This window comes from Burkholderia plantarii, from assembly GCF_001411805.1.
GTDB lineage: Bacteria > Pseudomonadota > Gammaproteobacteria > Burkholderiales > Burkholderiaceae > Burkholderia > Burkholderia plantarii.
This window is the reverse complement of record NZ_CP007212.1, coordinates 1,991,043-2,017,782: the sequence shown is the minus strand read 5'-3', so window position 1 is coordinate 2,017,782 and position 26,740 is coordinate 1,991,043. Positions and strand designations below refer to the sequence as shown.

At 70.6% G+C, this 26,740-nt stretch carries 20 protein-coding genes and 2 riboswitches; of the genes, 6 read left to right on the top strand and 14 right to left on the bottom strand.

The annotated features are described in order from the left end of the window. Window positions 1–306 precede the first annotated feature (306 nt). From bpln_RS08675 to bpln_RS08665, 3 genes are all read right to left on the bottom strand, one after another. A complete protein-coding gene (locus bpln_RS08675; RefSeq protein ID WP_055138587.1) occupies window positions 307–882 on the bottom strand; it encodes a class I SAM-dependent methyltransferase in 576 nt (191 codons plus the stop codon). A gap of 128 nt (window positions 883–1,010) precedes the next feature. Further along, on the bottom strand, window positions 1,011–2,579 hold the full coding sequence (locus bpln_RS08670) for a tetratricopeptide repeat protein (protein ID WP_042624874.1): 1,569 nt from the start codon (window positions 2,577–2,579) through the stop codon (window positions 1,011–1,013). Between the two features lie 290 nt (window positions 2,580–2,869). Next, window positions 2,870–4,060 (bottom strand): fumarylacetoacetate hydrolase family protein, encoded by a 1,191-nt coding sequence (locus tag bpln_RS08665; protein ID WP_055138586.1) that lies wholly within the window; start codon window positions 4,058–4,060, stop codon window positions 2,870–2,872. A 181-nt stretch (window positions 4,061–4,241) separates the two neighbouring features. Here bpln_RS08665 and bpln_RS08660 point away from each other — a divergent pair, with 181 nt between their 5' ends. Further along, window positions 4,242–5,018 (top strand): IclR family transcriptional regulator, encoded by a 777-nt coding sequence (locus bpln_RS08660; RefSeq protein WP_055138585.1) that lies wholly within the window; start codon window positions 4,242–4,244, stop codon window positions 5,016–5,018. A 150-nt stretch (window positions 5,019–5,168) separates the two neighbouring features. Here the strand turns inward: bpln_RS08660 and bpln_RS08655 are convergent, their stop codons facing one another. The 5 genes from bpln_RS08655 to bpln_RS37645 form a co-directional block, all read right to left on the bottom strand. Then, window positions 5,169–5,738 (bottom strand): vWA domain-containing protein, encoded by a 570-nt coding sequence (locus bpln_RS08655; RefSeq protein WP_055138584.1) that lies wholly within the window; start codon window positions 5,736–5,738, stop codon window positions 5,169–5,171. A gap of 92 nt (window positions 5,739–5,830) precedes the next feature. Continuing rightward, complete coding sequence (locus bpln_RS08650; RefSeq protein WP_055138583.1) at window positions 5,831–6,910, bottom strand: magnesium chelatase ATPase subunit I; 1,080 nt, start codon at window positions 6,908–6,910, stop codon at window positions 5,831–5,833. Beyond that, window positions 6,907–10,938, bottom strand: coding sequence for a cobaltochelatase subunit CobN (gene cobN / locus bpln_RS08645; RefSeq protein ID WP_055138582.1), 4,032 nt, complete (start codon window positions 10,936–10,938; stop codon window positions 6,907–6,909). Before cobN ends, bpln_RS08650 begins: the two co-directional genes overlap by 4 nt. A gap of 16 nt (window positions 10,939–10,954) precedes the next feature. Beyond that, the gene (cobW, locus tag bpln_RS08640; RefSeq protein ID WP_042624868.1) at window positions 10,955–12,022 is read right to left on the bottom strand and encodes a cobalamin biosynthesis protein CobW; all 1,068 of its coding nucleotides are present in this window, start codon (window positions 12,020–12,022) and stop codon (window positions 10,955–10,957) included. Window positions 12,023–12,195: 173 nt separating this feature from the next. Then, window positions 12,196–12,458: riboswitch (cobalamin riboswitch) on the bottom strand. A 92-nt stretch (window positions 12,459–12,550) separates the two neighbouring features. After that, window positions 12,551–12,800, top strand: a riboswitch (cobalamin riboswitch). Between the two features lie 125 nt (window positions 12,801–12,925). After that, window positions 12,926–13,075 carry a hypothetical protein gene (locus bpln_RS37645; RefSeq protein WP_244132064.1) on the bottom strand — a complete coding sequence of 50 codons (150 nt, stop codon included), beginning with the start codon at window positions 13,073–13,075 and terminating at the stop codon, window positions 12,926–12,928. On the opposite strand from bpln_RS37645, the gene bpln_RS08635 reads away from it, so the two are divergent. From bpln_RS08635 to bpln_RS08625, 3 genes are read left to right on the top strand one after another with little or no spacing between them, the layout of a single operon-like run. Beyond that, window positions 13,068–13,529 (top strand): cobalamin biosynthesis protein, encoded by a 462-nt coding sequence (locus tag bpln_RS08635; protein ID WP_244132063.1) that lies wholly within the window; start codon window positions 13,068–13,070, stop codon window positions 13,527–13,529. The two genes, bpln_RS37645 and bpln_RS08635, sit on opposite strands and share 8 nt — an antisense overlap. A gap of 48 nt (window positions 13,530–13,577) precedes the next feature. Beyond that, window positions 13,578–14,180 carry a cob(I)yrinic acid a,c-diamide adenosyltransferase gene (gene cobO, locus bpln_RS08630; protein WP_055138580.1) on the top strand — a complete coding sequence of 201 codons (603 nt, stop codon included), beginning with the start codon at window positions 13,578–13,580 and terminating at the stop codon, window positions 14,178–14,180. Then, on the top strand, window positions 14,180–15,511 hold the full coding sequence (locus bpln_RS08625; RefSeq protein WP_055138579.1) for a cobyrinic acid a,c-diamide synthase CobB: 1,332 nt from the start codon (window positions 14,180–14,182) through the stop codon (window positions 15,509–15,511). Before cobO ends, bpln_RS08625 begins: the two co-directional genes overlap by 1 nt. A 64-nt stretch (window positions 15,512–15,575) precedes the next feature. On the opposite strand, the gene bpln_RS08620 is transcribed toward bpln_RS08625, so the two are convergent. Together bpln_RS08620 and bpln_RS08615 are read right to left on the bottom strand one after the other, a co-directional pair. After that, window positions 15,576–15,944, bottom strand: coding sequence for a helix-turn-helix domain-containing protein (locus bpln_RS08620; protein WP_055138578.1), 369 nt, complete (start codon window positions 15,942–15,944; stop codon window positions 15,576–15,578). A 248-nt stretch (window positions 15,945–16,192) separates the two neighbouring features. After that, entirely contained in the window at window positions 16,193–16,888 is a 696-nt protein-coding gene (locus bpln_RS08615) for an RNA polymerase factor sigma-70 (protein ID WP_055138577.1), read from the bottom strand. A gap of 517 nt (window positions 16,889–17,405) precedes the next feature. Between bpln_RS08615 and bpln_RS08610 the strand changes: the two genes are divergently transcribed. Together bpln_RS08610 and bpln_RS08605 are read left to right on the top strand one after the other, a co-directional pair. Further along, entirely contained in the window at window positions 17,406–18,710 is a 1,305-nt protein-coding gene (locus bpln_RS08610; RefSeq protein ID WP_420807356.1) for a M23 family metallopeptidase, read from the top strand. A 221-nt stretch (window positions 18,711–18,931) separates the two neighbouring features. Then, window positions 18,932–19,720: a YoaK family protein gene (locus bpln_RS08605; RefSeq protein ID WP_042624861.1), complete on the top strand. Its 789-nt coding sequence runs from the start codon at window positions 18,932–18,934 to the stop codon at window positions 19,718–19,720. 195 nt (window positions 19,721–19,915) lie between these two features. Here bpln_RS08605 and bpln_RS08600 read toward each other — a convergent pair whose 3' ends face one another. The 4 genes from bpln_RS08600 to bpln_RS08585 form a co-directional block, all read right to left on the bottom strand. Beyond that, entirely contained in the window at window positions 19,916–21,220 is a 1,305-nt protein-coding gene (locus bpln_RS08600) for an MFS family transporter (RefSeq protein WP_042624860.1), read from the bottom strand. 291 nt (window positions 21,221–21,511) lie between these two features. Beyond that, complete coding sequence (locus bpln_RS08595) at window positions 21,512–23,188, bottom strand: SpoVR family protein (RefSeq protein ID WP_042624859.1); 1,677 nt, start codon at window positions 23,186–23,188, stop codon at window positions 21,512–21,514. Window positions 23,189–23,192: 4 nt separating this feature from the next. Then, window positions 23,193–24,458, bottom strand: coding sequence for a YeaH/YhbH family protein (locus bpln_RS08590; RefSeq protein WP_055138575.1), 1,266 nt, complete (start codon window positions 24,456–24,458; stop codon window positions 23,193–23,195). Window positions 24,459–24,572: 114 nt separating this feature from the next. Next, on the bottom strand, window positions 24,573–26,495 hold the full coding sequence (locus bpln_RS08585) for a PrkA family serine protein kinase (protein ID WP_042624857.1): 1,923 nt from the start codon (window positions 26,493–26,495) through the stop codon (window positions 24,573–24,575). Between the last annotated feature and the right edge of the window lie 245 nt (window positions 26,496–26,740).

Here is a 26,740-nt window from a genome sequence, read left to right as displayed (position 1 = left end):
TTACTCCGTCTCGTAGGCCTGGATTCGGGAGGCCGGTCAGTCCGGCCGCCCGCCCCATGCGAGGCACGCGTCGCGGCTGCGTGCGTGTCGTCGTGGGGCGCGTGTGCTGATGTCCTGGCCTTAACGGATGAAGGGGCGGGATTATTCCGCGAATCGGGTGCGGTGGATTGGAGATGCGTGGCGGCGCGGTGATGTGATGGAAGATCGCGCGGACGACGGGCACCTGCGCGGACCGTCATCCGCGATCAATGACCCGTCATGCCGGCAACCGGAGCGGACCGGCGCCCGGGCCTGGCAGGCGCGTGCCTAGCGAGCGGCGCCGTCGTCCGGCCGCACGGGCTTGCGCGCCGGCCAGCGATACAGCGCGGCGGCGCCGCGCAGCCCCGGCCCTTGCCGCACCGCCTCGACCTGCCGCTCGCGGAACCAGAACGTCAGCGCCACCACCGGCGTGCCGGGCCGCAGCATGCGGTCGAGCAGCGCCGCCAGCTTCGGCATCGGCGCCATCATCAGGTAGCAGGTCACGGCGTGCGCGTCGCTCAGATCGCAGCGATGGAAATCACGCCGCCGCAGCGACACGTTGGGCAGCCGCCGCGTGCGCCAGCGCGCCACCCAGTACGGCAGCGGCGACGCCTCGATGCCGCGGATCTCGGCGTCGGGAAACGCCCGCGCCAGCGCGATCACGAGCGCGCCCCAGCCGCTGCCCAGTTCGTAGACGATCGCGCGCGGCGGCAGCTTCGCCTGCTTCAGCAGCGCCACCACGTCGGCCGTCTCGGCCGCGCCCGACGACATCGGCGGCACGCCCGTGAGGATCTGGAACAGCAGCAGCGACAGGCAGAGCGCCACGACCACCACCAGCACCACGAGCGAGAGGATATCGGGCATCAGCGACCTGACTGGCGAAGCGATCGGTTACGCAGCCGGCGCCTGGCGCCGCCGGGCGGGTGCGAGTGAAAGCGCACATGCGAGCGCGATCCGGGCGGACCGCAACGAGGCGCCGCGCCGGATGCCCGTCACGCGCGGCCGAAGCCGTCGACGGCGGTGCGCAGCGCGGCCACCACGTCCGACCAGTCGCCGCGCCTGACCTGCCGGAACAGCCGCGCGCCGGCGTACCACGGGCTGTCGTCGCGGCCGAGCCGCCAGCGCCAGTCCGGCATGAACGGCAGCGCGATCCAGACCGGCTTGCCGAGCGCGCCGGCCAGATGCGCCACGGCGGTATCGACGCTGATCACGAGATCGAGGCGCGCGACCAGCGCCGCGGTGTCGGCGAAGCTGCCGAGCCGCGCGGACACGTCATGCAGCACGCCGCGCGCCACGTATTGCTCGAGCGCGGCGCGATCGCCCTCGCGCAGGTCCGGCTGCAGCGAGAAGAACGCCGCGTCGGCCTCGAGCAGTGGCGCGAGCTGCGCCAGCGTCATCGAGCGGTTGCGGTCGTTGCGGTGGGTGCGGCTGCCCGACCAGACCAGGCCGACACGCGGCCGGCCCGGCGCAGGCGCGGGCAGGTCGTCCCGGCCCGCGGCCAGCGCCGCGTCGGCATGCAGGTACGGCCCCGGCACCGCGATGTCGGCCTCGCGCACCTTCAGCGCGAGCGGCAGGCTCAGCATCGGAATGTGGAAGTCGAACGCGGGCACCGGTGCCGTCTCGCCGATCACCTCGGCCGCGCCGGGATAGTCGCGCAGCAGCGGCAGCAGCGGGTCCTGCACGCGCAGCACGACGCGCGCGCCGGCCGCGGCGAGCCGGTCGACGAAGCGCACGAACTGCAGCGTGTCGCCGAAGCCCTGCTCGTGATGGACGAGGATCGTCCGGCCGGCCAGCGGCTCGGCGCCGCTCCACTGGCTTTGCGCCGGGAAGCCGTGGCGCGTCGGGCCTTCGCGCCAGCGCCATTCGTACTCGCGCCAGCCGTGCTCGTATTCGCCGAGCAGCAGGTTGGTCTGGGCGCGGTTGGTGCGTGCGCCGACGTCGTTCGGATTGATCGCCAGCGCCTTCTTGAATTGCTGCAGCGCCTCGTCGAAGCGCGTCAGGTCGCGCAGCGCCACGCCGAGGTTGACGTAGGCGTCGGTGAAGCGCGGGTTCAGCGCGATCGCCTGCCGGTACGCGTCGAGTTCGTCGTCGTAGCGCGCCATCGTGCCGAGCAGCGTGCCGCGGTTGTAGTGCGCCTCGGCCGAGCGTGGCTGGAGCCGGCACAGCCGCTCCAGCAGGTCGAGCGCGCGCGCGTGCTCGCCGAGCGCGATCAGCGACATGGTCGCGCCGTGCAGCGCGTCGGGCCGGTTCGGCAGCCGTTCGAGGCTGCGCTCGAACAGCGCCAGCGCATCGGCATGGCGCTGCACCGACTGGCAGACCTGCGCGGCGAAATCGAGTTGCGCGTCCGACATCGGCAGGTGCGCCGCCGCGCGGACCAGATAATCGGCCGCGCCGGCGTGATCGCCCTGCCGGATCGCCAGATGGCCGAGCCCTTCGAGCGCGTCGCCCTGGGCGGGGTCGCTCGCGAGCACCTCGTGCAGCAGGCGCGTGGCCTCGCTCAGGCGGCCGGCGACGGCGTGTTGCTGGGCGGCGGCGAGCGCGTGCTCGGTATCTTGGGTCATGACGATCGGGGATGACGGACGGGTGGACGGCCGGGAGCGGCCGTCGCGGGGCAACATTGTAGCGGGTGCGTGTAGCGGGTGGGCGTGGCGCGAACCGGCGCGGGGCCGGCGCGCCGATGCACTGCGAGGCTTGGCGGGTTCGTGCGGATCGAACGCGACGCGTCGTGCGGGAGCAGCCGGCGTGTTGCACGCGCCGCTCGCGGCTGGCGTCGCGTTCGCGCTGGACGGCGGCGAGCGCCGCCGATCTGCGGCGAGCCGCGTGAAGCGCCCGGCCGCCGGGCGCCGGCCCCTCAGCGCACCAGCCCGCGCGCCGCCAGATTGCGGAACAGCGCGCGCGTGCCGAACTGCCACGGCGCCACCTCGGTACACAGCGACACGCGGTTGACGAGCGCGCCGAGCGAGGCCGTCGAGATCGTCACGCGATCGCCGAGATGATGCGTGAACCCGGCGCCGGCCTGATCGCGATCCTTGATCGGCGAGAACATCGTGCCGAGGAACAGCATGAAGCCGTCCGGATACTGGTGATGCGTGCCGCAGGTCTGCGCGACCAGGTCGAGCGGATCGCGGCTGATCTCCGACATGTGGCTGACGCCGTCGAGCTCGAAGCCGTCGCTGCCGTCGATGCGCAGCCCCACCGAGGCGCCGCGCACCGTGTCGATCGTGAACGCGCCGTCGAACAGCCGCACGAACGGCCCGATCGCGCACGACGCGTTGTTGTCCTTGCACTTGCCGAGCAGCAGCGCCGAGCGCCCTTCCACGTCGCGCAGGTTCACGTCGTTGCCGAGCGTCGCGCCCACCACCTCGCCGCGCGCGTTCACGGCCAGCACCACTTCCGGTTCGGGGTTGTTCCAGGTCGAGATCGGCAGCAGGCCCACCTCGCTGCCGAAGCCGACCGCCGACATCGGCTGCGATTTCGTGAACACCTCCGCGTCGGGGCCGATCCCGACCTCCAGGTATTGCGACCACACTCCGCGGTCCTGCAGTTCCTTCTTGAGCCGCAGCGCCGCCTCGGAGCCCGGCACGACCTGCGAGAGATCGGTGCCGATCGCACGCTGGATGGTGGCGCGCACCTCGTCGGCACGGCTCGCGTCGCCAGCCGCCTGTTCCTCGATCACGCGCTCGATCAGGCTCACCGCGAAGGTCACGCCGCAGGCCTTGATGGCCTGCACGTCGCACGGGGCGAGCAGCCGGATCGCGGGCCCGGCGCCGTCGCCGAGCTGCGCCGCGAGGATCTCGCGCGCGCTGCCGAGCGGCTCGCCCTCGGCGCGGCGCGCCACCTCGACCGCGTCGGGCAGGTCGAACAGGTCGGCCGTGGTCGGCGCGGCGGCCGTGATGTCGAACACCTCGCCGTCGCGCACGGCTACCACGCACGGCCCCTCGAAGCTCGCCGTCTTGCGCCAGACGCGGCCGACCAGCAGCGCGCTGCCGAGGTCGGCGGGAAGAAAATCGTCGATCGTGAACTTGTCTGCCTGGGATGCCATGTGTCCTGTCTCCTCCATCGGATGCGGCCGATGCTAGGGCGAAGCGTCCGGCCTGTCCAACTGGCGAACGTATAATCCAGCCAGCTGGACAGGCTCGGATGCCCTGCCGTTGTGCCGCCGTCGTCTCGCCGTCGTCCCGCCGCCGTTCCGTCCACGCCCTGCCCACCCGCGAGCCGCCCCGATGCCCAACCTGTCCGAGAAGGCCAGCCAGCCCGACAAAACCAGCGACGTGCCCGCGATCGGCCGCGTCCACGACATCCTCGACGCCTTGAAGACCACGCGCCGCCCGACCTCAGCGCGCGACCTGCTCGCGCTGACCGGCATGCCGCGCAGCACGCTCTACCTGACGCTCGACGCGCTCGAACGCCGGCAGTGGCTGGAAAAGATCGGCGACGGCTACGCGATCGGCGTCGCGCTGTTCGAGATCGGCAGCACCTACCTGCTCGCCGATTTCACGCTCGACGCGTTCCGCCGCGAGGCGGCCTGGTTCGTGGCGAAGCACAACGAGGCGGTGCAGATGGCGGTGCTCGACCGCGCCGAGGTGGTCTATCTCGCGCGCGAGGACCCGTCGCGCGCGGTGCGGCTCGTCTCCGACATCGGCTCGCGGCTGCCCGCGCATTGCTCGGCGCTCGGCAAGGCGCTGCTCGCCAGCCTCGCCGACGAGACCGTGCAGATGCTGCTGCCGGCGCGGCTGCACGCGCTGACCGAGCGCTCGCTGACGCGCCGCGCCGAGCTGATCGAGGCGCTGGCCGGCGTGCGCGCGAGCGGCTACGCAATCGAGCGCGAGGAAGCCTGCACCGGGCTCGCTTGCCTGGCCGTGTTCGTGGGCGTGTCGTCGGTGGGCAAGCGGATCGCCGTCAGCACCAGCGTCCCGGTGGACCGGCTCGACGCGAAGCGCGAGAGGCGGCTGCTGGTTGATCTGACCACGCTCGCGCAGCGCGTGGCGCGCGGGCTTTGAGCGCGACGCGACGAGGCCGCTCCCCGTCATCTGCAAGCTATGATTGTGATGGCTTTGGAAGCCATCGCGGGGAAGTGTGTCGAAGGCGCGAGACGGGCTGACCGTTAGTTGCGCGCGATACTTCGACGCTCCGAATGAACATCCCCCGCATCAATCGCGAATCAACATCTCCGGCAGCCACCAGCGCGCTTCCCAGGCGCGCGCCAGCCGTTCGGCGCGGCCGAGTCGCACGGCGGCATCGTCGAAATCGACCAGATGGATCTCGTCGGCCTGCGCGGGCCGCGCCGGCATCTCGTCGGTGCGTCCGTCGGTCAGCAGCCAGAGCGAGCGCGGCGCGCCGGGCCGCCGCCGGGCGAGCTGCGCGAGCAGCGCACGCGCCGCGTCGATGCCGAGCGCGAGCGGCGTGCCGCCGCCGCCCGCCACCGGTTCGAGCCAGCGCTCGTTCCACCAGCGCGGCACGGCCGGCCCGAAGCGCCGCTCGGCGCCGCCCGCGCCGAAGCAGATCAGCGCCACCTCGGCGCGCTCGCGCGCCGCCGCGTCGAACAGGCCGACCAGCAGCCCTTTCGCGCGCGCGAGCCGGCCGCCGTCGAGCATCGACGCCGAGCAATCGAGCACGAAGCAATGGAACGCGCGCGGCGCGCCGGCGCGCGGCCGGAAGCGCAAATGCGCCGGCGCGAGCGCGGCGCCGCGCGCGGCAACCAGCGTCGCGGCCCAGGCGATGCGCGTGCCGGGACGGCCGCGCCGGTCGGGGAGCTTGCCGTGCTGCCATCGAACCCCGCTGCCGGCGGCGGCGGGGGCATCCGTCCGATGGCTCAGCGTTTTTTTGACGGCAGGGGGATCACGCCCTTGACGGGCACCAGGCCGGCCGGCTCGGGCGGCAGGTAGCCCCAGTCGGCCTCGTCGCGCGCCGCGCTCGCCGCGGCCGGCGAATGCAAGGATGAGCCGGACGACGCCGCGCCGGCATCATCACCCGCGCGGCGCTCGTCGCGTGGCGCGTCCGGCGTCGGCCGCGACGGCGCGGGCGGCACGCTGCGACGGTGCCGCAACACGTCGTCGGCGATCCGATCAACATGCTCGTCGCGCACCGCCGCCTCGCCGTCGAGCGCCGCGAGCGCGCGCGCGGCGCGCAGCATCACCAGATCGGCGCGCAGCCCGTCCACGGCGGCCGCCATGCAGCAGGCCGCCACGCGCGCGTGAACGGCGTCGTCGATGCGCACCGTGGCGAGCGCCGCGCGCGCGCGGCGAATCCGTTCGACCAGCGCGGCCTGCGCCTCGCCATGCGCGGCGCGAAACGCGTGCGGATCGAGATCGAACGCGAGCCGCGCCTTGACGATCCGCTGCCGCTCGTCGGCATCGCGCGGGTTCGCGAGTTCGACCATCAGCCCGAAGCGGTCGAGCAGTTGCGGGCGAAGCTCGCCCTCTTCCGGGTTCATCGTGCCGACCAGCGCGAAACGCGCCGCGTGCGAATGCGAGATCGCATCGCGCTCGACGGTGTTGACGCCGCTCGCGGCGGCATCGAGCAGCACGTCGACCAGGCCGTCGGGCAGCAGGTTCACCTCGTCCACGTAGAGCACGCCGAGATGCGCGCGCGCCAGCAATCCCGGTGAAAAACGCACGGCCCCCTCGCCGAGCGCGCCGGCCAGATCGAGCGAGCCGGTGACGTGCTCGTCGGCGGCGCCGAGCGGCAGCGTGACGAAGCGGCCTTCGGGCAGCAGTTCGGCCAGCGCGCGCGCGGCCGTCGATTTGGCGGTGCCGCGCGGCCCGCTCGCCAGCACCCCGCCGATCGCCGGATCGACGGCCACCAGCAGCAGCGCGCGCTGCAGCGCGGCCTGCCCGACCAGCGCGGAAAACGGAAAGGGCGGCAGCGCGCCCGGCGCATTGTTTGGGCTCATCGCCGGCTTCCTTCGAGATGCTGCTCGACGGCGAGCAGTTGTTGTTCGAGCTGGTCGCGATAGGCGCCCGGCTCCTGCCAGAGTCCGCGCTGGATCGCCTCCAGCAGCCGCTCGCAGATGCCGTGCAGCGCGTGCGGATTGTGCTGTTCGAGGAACGCGCGCGTCGCGGCGTCGAGCACGTAGGCGTCGGTGACGAGCGCGTACTGATGGTCGGCCACCACGCGCGCGGTCGCGTCATAGCCGTACAGGTAATCGACGGTCGCCGCCATCTCGGCCGCGCCCTTGTAGCCGTGCCGCTTCACGCCGTCGATCCATTTCGGATTGACCACGCGCGAGCGGATCACGCGCGCGATCTCCTCGGTCAGCGTGTTGACGCGCGGCGTGTCGGGCCGGCTGTGGTCGCCGTGATAGAGCGCCGGCTGGCGCCCCGAGCGATGCCGGACCGCGGCCGCCATGCCGCCCTGGAACTGGTAGTAGTCGTTCGAATCGAGCAGGTCGTGCTCGCGGTTGTCCTGGTTCTGCACCACCGCGTCGAGGGTGGCGAGCCGCGCGCCGAACGCGTCGTGCGCCGCCTCGCCGGCGCTGTTCTGCGCGTAGGCGTAGCCGCCCCAGGCCTGGTAGGCGTCGGCGAGGTCCGCGTCGGTCTGCCAGCCGCGGCCGTCGATCATCTCCTGCAGGCCCGCGCCGTAGCTGCCCGGCCGCGCGCCGAACACGCGCCAGCCGGCGCGCCGCCGCGCCTCGTCGGCGGCCACGCCGCGTTCGACGAGCGCCGCCGCGTCGCGCTGCACGCGCGCGCGGATCGGGTTCCGATGCGCGGGCTCGTCCAGTTCGGCCACTGCCTGCACGGCCGCGTCGAACAGGTGCATGAGGTTCGCGAACGCATCGCGGAAGAAGCCCGACACGCGCAGCGTCACGTCGATGCGCGGCCGGTCGAAGATCTCGATCGGCAGGATCTCGAAGTCGGTCACGCGGTGGCTGCCGTGCGCCCACTTCGGCCGCACGCCGATCAGCGCGAAGGCCTGCGCGATGTCGTCGCCGCCGGTGCGCATGGTGGCCGTGCCCCAGACCGACAGGCCCACCGCGCGCGGATAGTCGCCGTGCTCCTGCAGGTGGCGCTCCACCAGCTGGTGCGCGGACTTCATGCCGAGCGACCAGGCCGCCTGGGTCGGCACCGCGCGCGTATCGACCGAATAGAAGTTGCGGCCGGTCGGCAGCACGTCGGGACGGCCGCGCGAGGGCGAGCCGCTTGGCCCCGGCGGCACGAAGCGGCCATCGAGCCCGCGCAGCAGATGGCGCAGCTCGTCGGCGCCGCAGGCGTCGAGACGCGGCGCGAGATCGCGCGCGACGCGATCGAGCACGGCCAGCGTGGCGGGCCAGCGCTCGGGATTCGCGTGGAGATCGGGGGTGCCGGCGAGCGCATCGACTACATCGACTGCGATCGCGGCTTGGTCGGCTTGGTCGGCTTGGTCGGCTTGGTCGGCTTGGTCGGCTTGGTCGGCTTGGTCGGCTTGGTCGGCTTGGTCGGCTTGGTCGGCTTGGTCGGCTTGGTCGGCTTGGTCGGCTTCGGCAGCGCCCGGCGCGCCGTTCGTCGCGATCGCACGATCATCGTCCGCTGCCGCATCGCCGTACCCGTCAACCTCACCAATCAACGCCGCCATCAGCCGCTGCGCGAGCAGTTCGAGCCGCTCGCGCGTGTCGCCGGCATGGCGCCACGGCGCCGGATCGACGGCCAGCAGTTCGGCGGGCCGCGGCCCGGTCCACGGCGCGGCCCAGTCGGCCGCGAGCGGATCGAAGCCGGCGCCGAGCGCGAGATCGCGCGCGAGCGCCGCGATCAGCCCCGCGTTCGCGCCGAGCCCGTCGCCGACCGGAAAGCGCGCCAGCGCGAGCAGCGTGTCGCGGCGCTGGCGCCCTGCGGGAGAGCGGCCGAAGGTGTGCAGCCCGTCGCGGATCTGCGCTTCCTTCAGCTCGCAGAGCCAGGCGTCGACGCGCGTGAGCAGCGCGTCCTCGTCGCCCTGCCCGGCCGGCGCGGCCATGCTCAGTTCCTCGTGCAGGCGGTGCTCGACGATGGTGTCGAGGATGGTCCGGCGCAGCAGCTTCGCGCGCCGCGCGTCCACCATCAGCGCCTCGTAGTACTCGTCCACCTGCCGCTCCAGGTCCTGCAGCGGCCCGTAGTTCTCGGCGCGCGTGAGCGGCGGCATCAGGTGGTCGACGATCACGGCCTGCGCGCGGCGCTTGGCCTGGCTGCCCTCGCCGGGATCGTTGACGATGAACGGATACAGGTGCGGCAGCGGCCCGAGCACGAGGTCGGGCCAGCACGCGTCGGACAGCGCGACGCTCTTGCCCGGCAGCCATTCGAGGTTGCCGTGCTTGCCGACGTGGACGATCGCGTCGATCGCGAACACGTCGCGCAGCCAGAAATAGAACGCGAGGTAGGCGTGCGGCGGCACCAGATCGGCATCGTGATAGCTCGCGTAGTCGTTGGCCTCGCGCGTGCGCGCCGGCTGGATCCCGACGAACACGTGCCCGGCGCGCCAGCCGGCGATCGGAAAGCGCCCGTGGCGCAGCGCCGGATCCTGCTCGGGCGCGCCCCAGCGCGCCTCGATCGCCTCGCGCGCGGCGGCCGGCAGGCGCGCGTAGCGGCGCCGGTAGGCCTCCATCGCGAGGCTCTGGAACGCCGGCCGGATCGCGCTTTGCGCCGCGTCGTTGGTCACGCCGCCGGTGAGCCGCGCGATCAGCGCGTCGCCCGACTCCGGCAGCGGCCCGGTGAGCGTGTAGCCGGCCGCGCCGAGCGCGGCCAGGATGCCGAGCGCCGAGGCCGGCGTGTCGAGCCCGACGCCGTTGCCGATCCGCCCTTCGCTGGTCGGATAGTTGGCCAGCACCAGCGCGAGCCGCTTGTCGGCGTTCGGCGCGGTGCGCAGCCGGCACCAGCGCCGGCCGAGCTCGGCCACGAACGCCACGCGTTCGGCATCGGGCTGGTAGCGCACCACGTCCACCTCGGTGTGCGGGCAGCGATAGGCGAGCCCCTTGAAGCTCACGGCGCGCGTGACGATGCGCCCGTCCACCTCGGGCAGCGCCACGTGCATGGCGATGTCGCGCGCATGCAGCCCCTGCGGGTCGGCCAGCCACGCCTCGCGATTGCCGCCCGACAGGATCACCTGCAGCACCGGCGCGTCGCCGGCCAGCTCGACGGCGGCGGGCGCGTCGATCGCGCCGGCCGCGAACGCGGTGGTGTTGAGCACCAGCGCCACGCGCTCGGACGCCACCAGCCGGTCGATCACCTCGCGGCTCATGGCGTCCTTCAGCGAGGTGACGGCGATCGGCAGCGGGTTGAGCCCCTCGCCTTCGAGCGCCTCGATCAGCGCGTCGAACACCGCCGTGTTGGCGGCCTGCCAGTGGGCCTTGTAGAACAGGATCGCCACCACCGGCGCGCCGGGCGTCCAGCGCGCGTGCCAGTCGTCGAGCGTGGCCGGCTCGCGCGCCGGATGGTAGAGCGCGGCGGCCGGCAGCGGCCGCGGCGGCGGCGGTTCCTCGCCCACCCCGAGCGCATGGAACGCGATGCTGCGCAACAGCGCCTGCGCGTTGTGCGCACCGCCCTCGCGCAGATAGCGCCACCATTGCCGGCACAGCGCCGGCTCGACGGTGCTCCTGGCGATCAGGTTCGGATCTTCCTGCAGGTCGCCCGAGAACATCGCGAGCCGCTGGCCGCGCCGTTCGGCGAGCGCCACCACCTGCTCGATCCCGTAGGGCCAGTAGGCCTCGCCGCCGAGATGGTCGATCACCACCACACGCGCGTGCCGCAGCACGTCGTCGATATAGAAATCGACCGACGCCGGCTGCCGCAGGAACGTCACGTTGGCGAGCCGCACGCTAGGGAAACCCTCGCCGAGCAGCGGCACGGCGCTCGCGAGCAGCGACAGCGTGGTGTCCGCCGAGCTGAGGATCACGATCTCGGCGGGACGCTGGTCGATCCGGATCACGCCCTGCGTGTCGTCGACGAAGCCGCCCGGCGTGGTGCGCAGCAGATGCATGGTGGCGGCGGGCGCGTCAGGCCGCCCGCGCGGCGCCGAGCGCGGCCGTGAAGGCCTGCTGCAGCGCGGCCGCGTCGAGATCCTCGCCGATCAGCACGAAGCGGCTGACCTCGCCCTCGCCGTCCTGCAGCCTGCGGTCGAAGTAGCTGTCGAAGCGCCCGCCCACGCCCTGGATCACGAGCCGCATCGGCGTGTCCGGCAGCGCCGCGAAGCCCTTCACGCGATAGATCGTGTGGCCGTCCACCAGCGCGCGCAGCGCGGCGATGGTTGCCTCGCGCGAGGTGACGCGCGCCGCCACCACCACCGAGTCGAACTCGTCGTGATGGTGGTCGGCGTCGTCGGCCGAGCCGTGGTGGTCGTGGCGCAGATGGATGGTTTCCTCCGAGGCCGCGTTCAGGCCGATCAGCGTCGCCAGATCGAGTTCGCCGCGCTGCGCGCGCACGATCTTCACGTGGGCCGGAATTTCCTCGCGAATGGTGGCCTCGACCGAGGCGAACTGCGCGTCGTCGAGCAGGTCGGTCTTGTTGACGATCACGAGGTCGGCCGACGAGAGCTGATCGGCGAACAGCTCGTGCAGCGGCGATTCGTGATCGAGGTTCGGATCGGCGCGGCGCTGCTCGTCCACGGCCCCGGGGTTCTCGGCGAACTGGCCGGCCGCGGCGGCCGGGCCGTCCACCACCGTCAGCACCGCGTCGCAGGTGAAGCTGTTCTTGATCGACGGCCAGTTGAACGCCTGCACGAGCGGCTTGGGCAGCGCGAGGCCCGAGGTCTCGATCAGCACGTGGTCGATGTCGGCGCGGCGCTCGACGAGCGCTTCCATCACCGGATAGAACTCCTCCTGCACCGTGCAGCACAGGCAGCCGTTGGCGAGCTCGTAGAGCTGGCCGGCCGCTTCCGCGCCCTCTTCGCAGCCGATGCCGCAACCCTTCAGGATCTCGCCGTCGATGCCGAGCTCGCCGAATTCGTTGACGATCACCGCGATCCGGCGGCCCGACGCGTTCTCGAGGATGTGACGCAGCAGCGTGGTCTTGCCGCTGCCGAGGAAGCCCGTGACGACGGTCACGGGAATTTTGCGCATTTGCATGGGAAGGATTCCGTCGGTGAGTCAGTGGATGATGCCATCGGCGCGTGGCATGGGCGATCGCGCGAGCAGGCCGCCACGCCGGCGGCCGGGGACGGCGCGCCGCCTCCCGCGGCGCGTCCCTCCGGAACCTCGCGCGCCGCGCGCCGGACCGGGTCCGGACGCGCCGCGAACGCGGCGGTTCCACCGTTCTGGCCGGTATCCGGGCTGGCGATCGCACCGCTTCGCCTTCCCGGACGCCGGCGGCATCCAGTGGCCTGGCCGCGCGTGACTCGCACGCGCGGTGAAGCGGGCCTCGCATCGCCTGCGCGATGCATTCGCTTACCGTTGCGGGGGCAGCACAGGTTGATCGCGGCCGCGGCGCGGCCCGATGCCCTGTTTCCCGTTCAACTGCGTGCGCAGGAATCCGCACGCGAGCACCAAAACGGCTGCGAGTGTAGGCGCCGCGCCGGGACGCGTCAAGGCGGCCGGGCGGGCCTCGCGCGGGCCGTCCGGCGCCGGGCGCCGGGCCGTCCGCGCGCCGTCGCTGTGCTATCGTATGCGCGCGTCTGGTGCCCGCTGCCGCGCTCGCGGCGGCGGTTGAACGGGAAACAGGAAGCGATGCGCATCCAGCGGCGCCTCGCGTGGCCTGTGCTGTCCTCGCAACGGTACGCCGCCGGCGGCGCGCGCAAGCGGGCCGCGCGGATCGACGAACGCCACTGCCGCGCGCGGCGGGAAGGCCTCGATCCGTTCGTTTCGATCGGCGGTCAGCCCGGATACCGGCCGACGCAATGGCGGGTTCGCCCGCCCCGACACGGCGCTCGCGAGGTACGCGCGCCATCGTGGCCGCGCCAGCGCGCCGTTCCGATCAACCCAGGTTCGATCCCGCTTTCGCATGACCCGCTCCGCTTCGCGTCCGGCCCCGGATCACGCGTCGTCATCCGCCGCGATGCCGTCCGGTATGGCGCGCGCGTCTGATGCCGCGCCGTTGTCATCCTCGTCGCCCTCGTCGTTATCCTCGTTGCCTTCGTCTTCGTTGCCTTCGCCCGCGTGCGCGCCGGCCGCCGGGGTGCCCACCGCCGATGCCTGCGCCCCGTCCGCCGTGCCGCGGCGCGTCGCGATCGGCGTCGGCTGCCGCGCCGGCCGCCCGGCCGAGGCGATCGACGCCGCGATCGACGCCGCGCTCGCGCGCCATCCGGGCCTGGCGCGCGAGGCCGTCGCGCTCGTCGCGACGCTCGACGCGAAGGCGGCCGAGCCCGGCCTCGTCGCCTGCTGCGCGCGCCACGGCTGGCCGCTCGTCGCGATCACGCGCGAGGTGATCGCGGCACTGACAAGCGGGCACGGCGCGAGCAGCGAAGCCGGCGGCGACCCTGACGACGCGCCCGTGCAGGCGGTGCAGGCGGTGCAGGCGCGCTTCGGCGTCGCCGGCGTGTGCGAGCCCTGCGCGCGCGCGGCCGCGCCGAACGGCACGCTGCTGGTACCGAAGACGATCCTCGACGGCGTGACCGTCGCGATCGCCGGCCCGCTCTGAACCCATCCCTCTCCCCATTTCCGCACTCAGGACCCGAAGGACGATCCGATGAAAACCGATCCCGAATCGCATCAGCGCATGACCGAACGCCGCCGCGCCGGCCACGAGAAGAAACAGGCCGAGGCCACCGTCGAGAAGGGGCTCTTGATCGTCAACACCGGCAACGGCAAGGGCAAGAGCACGGCCGCGTTCGGCATGGCGGTGCGCGTGCTCGGCCACGGCATGCGGCTCGGCGTGGTGCAGTTCATCAAGGGCGCGCTGCACACGGCCGAGCGCGACCTGCTGAACAGCTTCGCGCAGTGCGACTTCGTCACGATGGGCGACGGCTACACCTGGAACACGCAGAACCGCGACGCCGACATCGCCACCGCGCGCAAGGGCTGGGACGAGGCGCGCCGCATGATCGAGAGCGGCGACTACCAGATGGTGATCCTCGACGAGCTGAACACGGTGCTGAAGTACGAATACCTGCCGCTCGACGAGGTGCTGGCCGTGCTGGCCGCGCGCGCGCCGCTGCTGCACGTGGTGGTCACCGGCCGCCACGCGCCCGACGCGCTGGTGGAGGCCGCCGATCTCGTCACCGAGATGCGGCTCGTCAAGCACCCGTACCGCGAGCAGCACGTGAAGGCGCAGCGCGGCGTGGAGTTCTGATGACGACGGCCGGCGCGCCCGCCTGCCCCGCGCTGTTCGTCAGCGCGAGCGGTTCGGGCCAGGGCAAGACCTCCGTGACCGCCGGGCTCGCGCGGCTGCACCGGCGGCTCGGCCGGCGCGTGCGCGTGTTCAAGACCGGCCCGGACTTCCTCGATCCGATGATCCTCGCGCGCGCGAGCGGCGCCGAAGTCGAGTCGCTCGATCTCGGCATGGTCGGCGAGGCCGGCTGCCGCGCGCTGCTGGCACGCGCGGCAGCCGAGGCCGACGTGATCCTGATCGAGGGCGTGATGGGGCTCTACGACGGCACGCCGAGCAGCGCCGACCTGGCCTGCCGGTTCGGCGTGCCGGTGGCCGCGGTGATCTCGGCGAAATCGATGGCGCAGACCTTCGGCGCGCTCGCGTTCGGGCTCGCACGCTTTCGCCCCGAGCTGCCGTTTCACGGCGTGCTCGCCAACCGGGTCGGCTCGGCGCGCCACGCGACGCTGCTGCAAGCCGCGCTGCCCGACGACATCCGCTGGCTCGGCCACCTGTCGACCGACGCCGGCATCGCGCTGCCCGAACGGCACCTCGGGCTGCATCAGGCCGGCGACATCGCCGATCTCGACGCGCGGCTCGAACGCACGGCCGACGCGCTCGCGGCCACCACGCTCGCCGAGCTGCCGCCGCTGGTGCGCTTCGCGCCGCCCGAGCCCGCCCCACCGCTGCCGCGCTGGCTCGACGGCCTGCGGGTGGCGGTGGCGCGCGACGCCGCGTTCTCGTTCATCTATCCGGCCAATCTCGCGCTGCTGGCCACGCTCGGCGCGCGCGTGACGAGCTTCTCGCCGCTCGCCGACGAGCCGCTGCCCGACTGCGACGCGCTCTATCTGCCGGGCGGCTATCCCGAGCTGCATGCGGCGCGCCTGGCCGGCAGCGCGCGCAGCGCGGCCGGCATCGCCGCGCACGTGGCGGCCGGCCGGACCGTGCTGGCCGAATGCGGCGGGCTGCTCTACCTGTGCGAGACGCTGACCGACGCCGAGGGCACGACCACGCCGATGCTCGGCCTGCTGCCGGGCGCCGCCACCATGCAGCGGCGCTTCACGGCGCTCGGCATGCAGCGGCTCGACACGCCGCACGGGCCGCTCAACGGCCATACCTTCCACTATTCGAAGCTGGCGACGCCGCTCGCGCCGGCCGCGATGGCCGCGCGCCCCGACGACGGCGCGCGCGGCGAGGCCGTGTACCGGCACGGGCCGATCGTGGCGAGCTACCTGCATGCGTACTGGCCGTCGAACCCGCGCGGCCTCGCGAGCCTGCTGCGCGGCGAATGGCCCGACGCCTCCGCGCGTCTCTGAGCGAGGCCGGCGCGGCGGGCGCGCGCCACGTCGAAAGCAGGCCCCGCGCGCGGCGCGCGCCGGATCAGGTCGCGCCGATCAGCACGTCGGCCGGAATCCCGAGCCCCCGGTGCAGCCGGCGGATCATCGCGAGGCTCAGCGAGCGCTTGCCGTTCAGCACTTCGTAGATGCGATTGGTATTGCCGATATAAGGCCTGAGGTCGGCGACCGACAGGCCGTCCTGCTCCATGCGGTAGCGGATCGCGGCGATCGGGTCGTGCGCGTGCCGGCGCAGGCAGGCGTCCTCGTAGCGCTCGACGAGGCACCCGAGGATCTCGAGCTTGTCGCCGCCGGGCGTGCCGGGCTTGGCGCCGGCCTCGGCCAGCGCCGCCATCTCGGCGAGCGCGGCCTCGTAATCGGGTTCGCTGCGGATCGGGCGAATCGTCAGGTCCATCGGGTCATCTCCACGGTAGCCGCACCGGCCGGACGCGCGGCGGGATTCCGGCGGATGCCGGCCGGGAAGCGGGGCGAGCCATGGTAGTCCCCGTGCGGGACCATTCTCAATGCGACATGGCTGCGCGGGTATCGATCGGGACCGGCAGTGACGGGAATGGTGGCAGTGGCGCGCCGGCAAGACGAGGTCACCGACACCACCCGCGCCGGGACACCGATGACGACCAGGGCATGCCGAGGCGCGCGCGCCTAACGCCGCCTCGGCGCCGCCGCGAAGGCGGGCGGCACGGCGCCGCGGTCGAGCGCGTCGAGGCTCTCCGCGCAGTGCCGCGTCACGTCGCGCACCATGAAATGCACGAGCGTCTGCGAGACGTCGAGCGCGTTCGCGGTGGCTTCGAGCGTTTCCTCGCGCAGCCGCACCATCTCGAACGCGGTGCGGCTGCGCGCGGGAATCGCGGCCAGCGCATGCTGCACGCGCCGCAGCGCGTCGCGCGTCAGCACGGCCGCCTCGGGCGTCGGCGCGGGCGAGGCCGCTTCCAGCGCGGGCGCCTCCGCCTGGTCGGCGAACCAGGTGGTTTCGAGCGACTGGCGGCGGCACGCGTCGATCGACGCGTTGCGCACCATGCGCGTGACGTAGGCGAGCGGCTGGCGGATCGCGTCCTGGTTCGGAAAATCGACGAGCCGCACGCAGACGTCGTGAACCACATCCTCGGCACGGCTCGCGCAGCCGAGCACGCCACGCGCGACCTGGACCAGCATCGCGCGATGGCGGACCAGCACCTCGACGAGCGCGCCCGCGGCTGGCACCGCGCCGCGTTCGCTCGCCGGCTCGCGCCGCCCCGTTTCAGCGCCGCGAGCGTCCGTGGCGCCCGCCCGACGCGCACGGCGCGCCGGCGGCGGTAACACCCCGGCGAACGCCGGGGCGGCAGGTAGATCCGATCTCACGGCAGGGCTCCTTGGCGACGACGCGCATTCGACGGCGCGCGCGGCGTCGACGACACCGCCGCATTCGTCGCATTCGCCGTCGGGAATACGGAATCCGTCAATTTAATGCAAACACGAATCGTTCTCAATATTGTTTGAGGACATTCCCCCGCCTTCACCGAAAACCGTGTCGTATGACAGCCTCGCCGCGCTGGCTCGCATCATGCCCAAGCTTGCCGATCCGCCCACGATCGCGTCGGGGACTTTCATCAAACCCCATATAAAAAATCCGAATGCGACGGAACGCGGACGACATCGCGCTGTCATTTTTCCTGGCATCGATTTCCACGCAGGGTCCCGCCCTTCATCGATGGATCCTCGTCCGGCGCGTTTCACCGCGCGCCGACGCGCCGAACCGAACGCAGCCGGCCGCCCTCGCGGCGCCTGCTGCCGACGCCCAGGCGCCGCCGGGCCGCGTCGTGTCACGCGGCCCGCGCTCCCGTCGCCCCGAACCCGTTTTTTGAGGAAGTGCAGTCCGTTGAACCCCATTTCCGACGTTCCCGTTTGTGCCGGCGCCCGACACGCCCGCCGGCCCGCCTCGCGCCCCCTCGCGCGCCTCGTTCCCGCCACCGGCGCCATCGGCGCGCTGGCCGCGCTCGCCGCCCTCAGTCTCACCGCCGCGCCGCCGGCCGCCTCGACGCCGGCCTCGCCGACGCTGGCCGGCGCCGCGAAGACGCCGCTGCGCGTGTTCGCGGCGACGCCGTTCCCGAGCGCGCAGCGCTTCGTCACCGACCAGCTCGAAGCCGCGATCGGCGCGCACGGCGCGGCGCCGGGCCAACTCACCACGCTTGCCCCGCGCCGGCCTGCGCGGCCGGGCCTGCTCGGCGATGCCGGCGACCTGTTCTCGCTTGCCGCGCCCTCGCCCGACGCCGCCGCGGCGCCGCAGGCGAGCGGCGTGCGCACCGGTACGATCGAGCATTCGTTCGCGGACACGCTGCAGCGGCTCGACGTGCCGCCCGAGGTGCGGATCCAGATCGGCGACCTGGTCGCCGCGCACGCGCGCTCGCATGCCGCCGCGCAGGCCGGCGACCGCTACCGGCTCGCCTACGAGGTGACGCGCGACGGCCCGCGCCTGACCGCGCTCGACCTGCGCAGCGCTGGGCACCGCTTCGGCGCGATGTGGTTCCGTCCGCCAGGCGCGATGCACGGCGCGTTCTACACGTTCGACGGCACGCCGCTCGAAGCGGCGGCGCTGACCATGCCGGTGGTCGCCACGCGCATCAGCTCGCCGTTCGGCGAGCGCATCCACCCGATCTCGCATCTGCACCTGATGCATACCGGCGTCGATTTCGCGGCGCCGCGCGGCACGCGCGTCAACGCGGCGGCAGACGGCGTGGTGTCGTTCGTCGGCGTCGATCCGCATGGCTACGGGCGCTACGTGGTGGTCGAGCATCCCGACCACGATTCGACGCTGTACGCGCATCTGTCGGCGTTCGCGCCCGGGCTCGAGGAAGGCATGCACGTCGCGCAGGGCCAGCGGCTCGGCGCGGTCGGCATGACGGGCGCCGCCACCGGCCCGCATCTGCATTTCGAGGTGCGCGTGGCCGATACGCCGGTCGATCCGGTCGTCGCGCTCGCCGACGCCAGAAACACGCTCTCGCCGATGCAGCTCGACGCGTTCCGCCGCGAGGCCACCGACATGCGCACCGAGCTCGCCGCCGCGGCCGGCCCGGCCGCCGGCATCGCGATGCTCGACGCGGCGCCGGCCGGCGCCGGCCCGAGCACGCTCGACCCGACGCTGCGCGCGCTGCTGCCGGCAGCTGGCCTGGGCACGGCGTCGTAACGGCGGTAACGACGATGCCCGCGCCGGCGGTGTCGGCGACGCCAATGGCGCCGGCGGTAACGGCGGTAACGGCGGTAACGGCACGATCCAGCCGCGCAACGCGGCACGCGCCATGACGCCGCGCCGCTGTCTCGCTATCATCGTGGGCAGGCGCGCCGGCAGCGGCACGCCTCGCGGGCCGCGCGCGGCGCGGCACAGCATTCCTCGACGGGAGCGCTTCGATGGCGCCAACTCAGTATTTCCGCAGCCTCGCCGGACGCGAGCGCAGCGCCGACGGCAATCGCCGGCTCGGCCTGTCGCTCGCGTTCGTGGCGGGCGCGGCCAATGCCGGCGGCTTTCTCGCCGTCCACCAGTACACCTCTCACATGAGCGGCATCGTGTCGTCGATCGCCGACGACACCGCGCTCGGCGATCTCTCGCTCGCACTGGCCGGCGTGGCGTCGCTGCTCGCGTTCGTCTGCGGCGCGGCCAGCACCGCGCTCCTCGTCAACTGGGGGCGCCGGCGCGGCCTGCACAGCCAGTACGCGTCACCGCTCGCGCTCGAGGCGCTGCTGCTGGTGGGCTTCGGCATGCTCGGCAGCCAGCTTGCCGAACATCGCCCGTTCTATGCGCCGCTCACGGTGATCCTGCTCTGCTTCATCATGGGGCTGCAGAACGCGATGATCACCAAGATCTCGAACGCCGAGATCCGCACCACGCACGTCACGGGGATGGTCACCGACATCGGCATCGAACTCGGCAAGCTCTGCTATCCGAACCGCGCGCTGTCCGGGCCAACGCCGGATGGTGCCGCGGACCCTCTCGCGGCCCTGCCGCCGGTGCGCGCGAACCTGCCGAAGCTGCGCGTGCTCGGCGCGATGCTGGCGATGTTCATCGGTGGCGGCCTGGCGGGCGCGCTCGGTTTCCAGCACGCCGGCTACGCGGCAACGCTGCCGCTCGCGGCGCTGCTCGTCGCGCTCGCGATCGTGCCGTTCGCCGACGACGTGCGCGCGCGGCTCGACCGCTCCTGAGCGCACCGCGCCGCCACCGCCCGCGCAATACGGACAAAAACGCGGACGAAAAAAAGCCCGCCGTCAGGCGGGCATCCAATCCCAGTCAAGGAGGTGTCACACGAACTACGGGTTCAGATTAAGGTGCCCGCCGCGTGACCACAACCAAGCATTTCCGATATCGTTATCGCGCGCGCGTTGCTACCGCCCCCGCGCTCACGGCTCGTGCCGCAGGTAGCCCTCCCTGGCCGGTTCGCGCATCCGCCACGACACCAGGAACGAGATCGCGCACAGGGCCGTCACGTACCAGTAGAACGTCGCCTCCGTGCCGGCCTGCTTGAACCACAGCGCGACGTACTCGGCCGTGCCGCCGAACAGCGCGTTGGCCACCGCATACGAAAGGCCCACGCCCATCGCGCGGACTTCGGGCGGAAACATCTCGGCCTTGATCAGGCCGCTGATCGAGGTGTAGAAGCTGACGATGGCGAGCGCGACCGTGATCAGCACGAATGCCATCACCGGGTTCGTGGTGCCCGCGATCGCATGCATCAGCGGCACCGTGCCGATCACCGCGAGGCCGCCGAACAGCAGCATCGAGGTGCGCCGGCCAATGCGGTCCGACAGTGCGCCGAACACCGGCTGCAGCAGCATGTAGACGAGCAGCGCCACCGTCATCACGTTGCTGGCCGTCTTCGCATGCATGCCCGCCGTGTTGACGAGGTACTTCTGCATGTAGGTCGTGAACGTGTAGAAGATCAGCGAGCCGCCGGCCGTGAAGCCGACCACCGTGAAGAACGCGCCCTTGTGCTGCATCACGCCGCGAATCGTGCCGGCGTCGCGCGCGTGGCGCGATTCGCTGGTGGAGGTCTCGTCGAGCGACTTGCGCAGATAAACCGACACCAGCGCGGCCGCCGCGCCGACCACGAACGGAATCCGCCAGCCCCAGGCGCGCAGTTCCTCGGTGGTGAGGAACTGCTGCAGGATCACCAGCACCAGCAGCGCGCAGAGCTGGCCGCCGATCAGCGTCACGTACTGGAACGACGCGAAGAAGCCACGCCGGCCCTTCAGCGCGACCTCGCTCATGTAGGTCGCGCTGGTGCCGTATTCGCCGCCCACCGAGAGCCCCTGGAACAGCCGCGCGACCAGCAGCATCACCGGCGCGAGCGCGCCGATCTGGTCGTAGGTCGGCATCGCCGCGATCACCAGCGAGCCGCCGCACATCATCAGCACCGAGATCATCATCGCGGTGCGCCGGCCGTGCCGGTCGGCGATGCGGCCGAACAGCCAGCCGCCGATCGGCCGCATCAGGAAGCCGGCCGCGAACACGCCGGCCGTGTTCAGCAGTTGCGTGGTGGGATTGCCGCTCGGGAAGAACGCGTGCGCGAAATAGAGCGAACAAAACGAATAGACGTAAAAGTCGAACCATTCGACGAGATTGCCCGACGAGGCGCCGACGATCGCGAAGACGCGCCGGCGGGTGTCATTGGCGGCCACGAAGGCCGGATCGGTGAGATCGGTCATGCAGTTGGGTTCCTCGATTGGTCGTGTGGTGCGTGCGTAGGATGCGGGCGTGTGGCGCGGGCAGACGGAGGCTCCCGGCGGCCGCGAGCAGCCTGCTTGCGGGCGTCGGCCGGCCTGATCCGGCACCGCCCGCGTCCGCAGCGGCGCCATTTTATCCAATTGAAAGGTTGCGTGCCTTCAGGGGTGTCCCCAAGACCGGGGACAGCCCGCGCCCACCCGCATCGACCGCGCCCCGCAACACAAAAGCCAGCCCGGAGGCTGGCTTCGTTTCACGCGGACCGGCGTGGCCGCTCAGACGCGCACGTCGGGCGGCCGGTAGCGGCACTCGTAGCGCTTGCGCACCGTGCCGGACTCGTCGACGCTCTCGAGGAACACGTCGAACTGCCAGAGCCGCGCCATGTGCTTGAGCACCTCGTCGCTGTCGTTCGACAGGTGGCGGTTGTCGGTCATGAAGTGGCGCAGCGTGAGGCTGCGGTCGCCGCGCGTGTTGACGGCCCACACCTGGATGTTCGGCTCGCGGTGATGGATGTCGTACTGGCGCGAGAGCGCCTGCCGCACGTACTGGTAGCCGCTGTCGTCGTGGATCGCCGAGACTTCGAGCGAATCGCGCATGTCGTCGTCGAGCACCGAGAACAGCCGCATCTCGCGGATCAGGTGCGGTGAAAGATATTGCGCGATGAAGCTCTCGTCCTTGAAGTTGCGCATCGCGTAGTGCAGCGCCGGCAGCCACGGGCTGCCCGCCAGCTCCGGAAACCAGCGGCGGTCCTCCTCGGTCGGGTTCTCGCAGATGCGCCGGATGTCGCTCATCATCGAGAAGCCGAGCGCATACGGGTTGATGCCGCTGTAGTAGGGCTTGGTGACGGGCGGCTGGTAGATCACGTTGCTGTGCGAATGGAGGAATTCCATCATGAAGCCGTCGGCCAGCTTGCCCTGCTGGTAGAGCGTGTTGAGCAGCGTGTAATGCCAGAACGTGGCCCAGCCCTCGTTCATCACCTGCGTCTGCCGCTGCGGGTAGAAGTACTGCCCCACCTTGCGCACGATGCGGATCACCTCGCGCTCCCACGGCTCGAGCAGCGGCGCGTTCTTCTCGGCGAAGTACAGCAGGTTCTCCTGCGGCTCCGGCGGGTAGCGTCCTTCCACTTCCTCGTCGGCCGCCTCCGGCTTGCGGCCTGGCAGCGTGCGCCAGAGTTCGTTGACCTGCGACTGCAGGTAGGTCTCGCGCTCGCGCCGCAGCGCGGCCTCCTTGGCCAGCGACGGCTTCTGGGGACGCTTGTAGCGGTCCACGCCGTAGTTCATCAGCGCGTGGCACGAGTCGAGCAGTTCCTCGACGCGGTCGAGCCCGTAGCGCTCCTCGCATTCGGCGACGTAGTTCTTCGCGTAGACGAGATAGTCGACGATGGCGTGCGCGTCGGTCCAGAGCCGGAACAGGTAGTTGCCCTTGAAGAACGAGTTGTGGCCGTAGGCGGCGTGCGCGATCACGAGCGCCTGCATGGTCAGCGTATTCTCTTCCATCAGATACGCGATGCAGGGGTTCGAGTTGATCACGATCTCGTAGGCAAGCCCCATCTGGCCGCGCCGGTAGCTCTTCTCGGTCGACAGGAAATGCTTGCCGAACGACCAGTGGCGGTAGTTGACGGGCATCCCGACCGACGCGTAGGCGTCCATCATCTGCTCGGCGCTGATCAGCTCGAGCTGGATCGGGTAGATGTCGAGCTCGTATTGCTCGGCCACCTGCGCGATATGCGTGTCGTACTCCTCGATCAGCTCAAAGGTCCAGTCCGACGGGCACGGCAGCGGTTTGCGTTCGGCGACGTTCATGCGCCCTTCCTTGTGCCCGCTCTCGGGCATTGCTGGGTGCGGCGGCGAGGCGTCGGCTCCGGCTTGATCGGCGCCGGGGCCGGGCGCGTCGTCGCCCGTGTGGCGCGCCTGCCAGCCGCGCGCCTCGTTGTCCGGGTGGCGTGTCGTCATGCGATCAGGTTTCCACGTGTTTTTCGAACAGCTCGCGGAATACCGGGTAGATGTCCGCGGCCGACTCGGCCTTCTTCATCGCCATGTGCGGCTGCGACAGCGCGAGCTGCGCGTATTCGAGCCACAGGTTCTGCTCTTCCGGCGCCACCTGGATGTAGGCGAAATAACGCGTCTTGGTGAGGATGTCGTCCTGGAGGATCTTGCGGCACTTCGGCGAATCGTCGGTCCAGTTGTCGCCGTCCGAGGCCTGCGCGCCGTAGATGTTCCATTCGGTCGGCGAGTAGCGCTCGTTCATCACCTTGCGCATCAGTTCGAGCGCGCTCGACACCACCGTGCCGCCGCTCTCGGTCGAGTGGAAGAAGGTGTCCTCGTCCACTTCCTCGGCGCGCGTGTGATGGCGGATGAACACCACCTCGATGCGCTCGTAGTTCCGCTTCAGGAACAGATAGAGCAGGATGAAGAAGCGTTTGGAGAGATCCTTGCGCTGCTCGTCCATCGAGCCCGACACGTCCATCAGGCAGAACATCACGGCCTGGCTCGACGGCTGCGGCTGCTTCACCCGATTCACGTAGCGCAGGTCGAACGGATCGATGAACGGAATCCGCCAGATGCGCCCCTTCAGGTGATGGATCTGCGCCTCGAGTTCGGCGATCTCGACGCGGTGGTCGCCGGGATCGTCCTGCAGCGCCTCGAGTTGCGCCTCGAGCCCGCGCAGCTCGGCCACCAGCGGCGAGCCGAGCGCGATGCGCCGGCCCAGCGCGCTGCGCAACGAACGCACCACGTCGATGTTGTTCGGCGTGCCTTCCGCCGCCCAGCCCGCGCGCACGCTTTTCCAGCTCGGCACCGTCAGCAGGTGCGTCTTGACGAGCCGCGGCAGTTCCAGGTCGTCGAAGAAGTACTGCATGAACTCGTCGCGGCTCAACTCGAACACGAAGTCGTCCTGCCCCTCGCCTTCGTTGCTGGCCTGGCTGCCGCCGCCACCGGAGCCGCCCGGCGGACGCGGAATCTTGTCGCCGCGGATGTAGTCGGAATTGCCGGGATGCACGTGTTCGCGCCGCCCGCCGGACGCGTGGCGGAACGTGGGCTCCGCGATGTCCTTGCGTGGAATGGTGATGCTCTGGGTGCTTTGGATGTCCTTGATGCTACGGTCGCGGACGGCGTCGGACACCGCCCGGCGAATGTAGTTCTTGACGCGACGCAGGAAGCGTTCGCGGTTTGCAATGCTCTTGTTCTTGCCGGCAAGCCTGCGGTCGATGATTTGATGAAGCACTCCCGGTCTCCCGCTTGAAGGTCGATACGCCGGGACGTGCCGCACGATCCGCCGTGCGGCGCGTCGCTCAGGGTGCCCGCGCGGCGCGGCCGCGCGGGCGGTGCAACAGATGCGTCATGACGACTTGCGCACGCGCAGGTACCAGTCGCAGAGCAGGCGGACCTGCTTCGGCGTGTAGCCCTTGGCGACCATGCGGTTCACGAAGTCCTCGTGCTTGCGCTGCTCCTCCGCCGATCCCTTGGCGTTGAACGAGATCACCGGCAGCAGTTCCTCGGTGTTCGAGAACATCTTCTTCTCGATCACCACGCGCAGCTTTTCGTAGCTGACCCAGGCCGGATTCTTCCCGCCGTTCGCGGCCCGCGCACGCAGCACGAAGTTCACGATCTCGTTGCGGAAATCCTTCGGATTACTGATGCCGGCCGGCTTCTCGATCTTCTCGAGCTCGGCGTTCAGCGAGGCGCGGTCGAAGCTCTCGCCCGTGTCGTGATCGCGGAACTCCTGGTCCTGGATCCAGAAGTCCGCATAGGTCACGTAGCGGTCGAAGATGTTCTGCCCGTACTCCGAATACGATTCGAGGTACGCCGTCTGGATCTCCTTGCCGATGAACTCCGCGTAGCGCGAGGCGAGCAGATCCTTCACGAACGACAGATACTTCTGCTCCGTTTCCGGCGGGAACTGCTCGCGTTCGATCTGCTGCTCGAGCACGTACATCAGGTGGACCGGGTTCGCGGCCACCTCCGAGCTGTCGAAGTTGAACACGCGCGAGAGGATCTTGAACGCGAAGCGCGTCGACACGCCCGTCATGCCTTCGTCGACGCCGGCGTAGTCGCGATACTCCTGATACGACTTCGCCTTCGGATCGGTGTCCTTCAGGTTCTCGCCGTCGTACACCTGCATCTTCGAGAACAGGCTCGAGTTCTCGGGTTCATGCAGCCGCGTGAGCGCCGAGAACTGCGCCATCATCTTCAGCGTGCCCGGCGCGCAGACGGCTTCGGCCAGCGAGGAACTGCGGATCAGCTTCTCGTAGATGCGGATCTCTTCCGACACGCGCAGGCAGTACGGCACCTTCACGACGAAGATCCGGTCGAGCAGCGCCTCGTTGTTCTTGTTGTTGCGGAACGCCTTCCATTCGGACTCGTTCGAGTGGGCGAGGATCACGCCGTCGAACGGGATCGCGCCGAAGCCTTCGGTGCCTTTGAAGTTGCCTTCCTGGGTGGCCGTCAGCAGCGGGTGCAGCACCTTGATCGGCGCCTTGAACATCTCGACGAATTCGAGCAGACCCTGGTTGGCGAGGCAGAGGCCGCCCGAGTAGCTGTAGGCATCGGCGTCGTCCTGCGCGTACTGTTCGAGCTTGCGGATGTCGACCTTGCCGACCAGCGAGGAGATGTCCTGGTTGTTCTCGTCGCCCGGCTCCGTCTTGGCGATGCCGATCTGGCGCAGGATCGACGGATAGCGGCGCACCACGCGGAACTGGCGGATGTCGCCGTTGTATTCGTGCAGCCGCTTGACGGCCCACGGGCTCAGGATGCTCTTGAGGTAGCGGCGCGGGATGCCGTATTGCTCCTCGAGGATCGGGCCGTCCTCGTCGTAGTCGAACAGCCCGAGCGGCGATTCGTTGACGGGAGAACCCTTCAGCGAATAGAACGGCACGCGCTCCGCCAGTTGCTTGAGACGCTCGGCGATCGACGATTTGCCGCCACCGACCGGCCCGAGCAGATAGAGGATCTGCTTCTTCTCCTCGAGCCCCTGCGCCGAGTGGCGGAAGTACGCGACCACCTGCTCGATCACCTCCTCCATTCCGTAGAACTCGCGAAACGCGGGATAGACCTTGATGACTTTGTTCGCGAAGATCCGCGACAGACGCGGGTCGTTTCGCGTATCGACCTGCTCCGGTTCCCCGATGGCCGCCAACATGCGTTCGCCCGCGGTGGCGTACGCCGATGGATCGTTCTTGCAGAGCGCGAGATACTCTTCGAGCGAGAACTCCTCCTCGCGGGTTTTCTCGAAGCGGTTCGCGAAGCTGCTGTAAATATCCATGCTACCTCCTCGCCTTGTGACGGAAGACGATCTTGCCTTCGTTGGAACACGCAGAAGCAGGACCGTTCGATTTCATCCTAAACCCATTTCCCTATTTTTTCACGAACAAACTTCAGTCGGAACGTTGTTGCCAGACACTCAGAAAAACCCCGCTTGGACTGGGCTTTTTGACTGCCATACAATGTTCTCCCCGAGCTTGGCAACGTGACGCACGCGTCCTCTCCTGTTGCATGGAATCGTCTCTT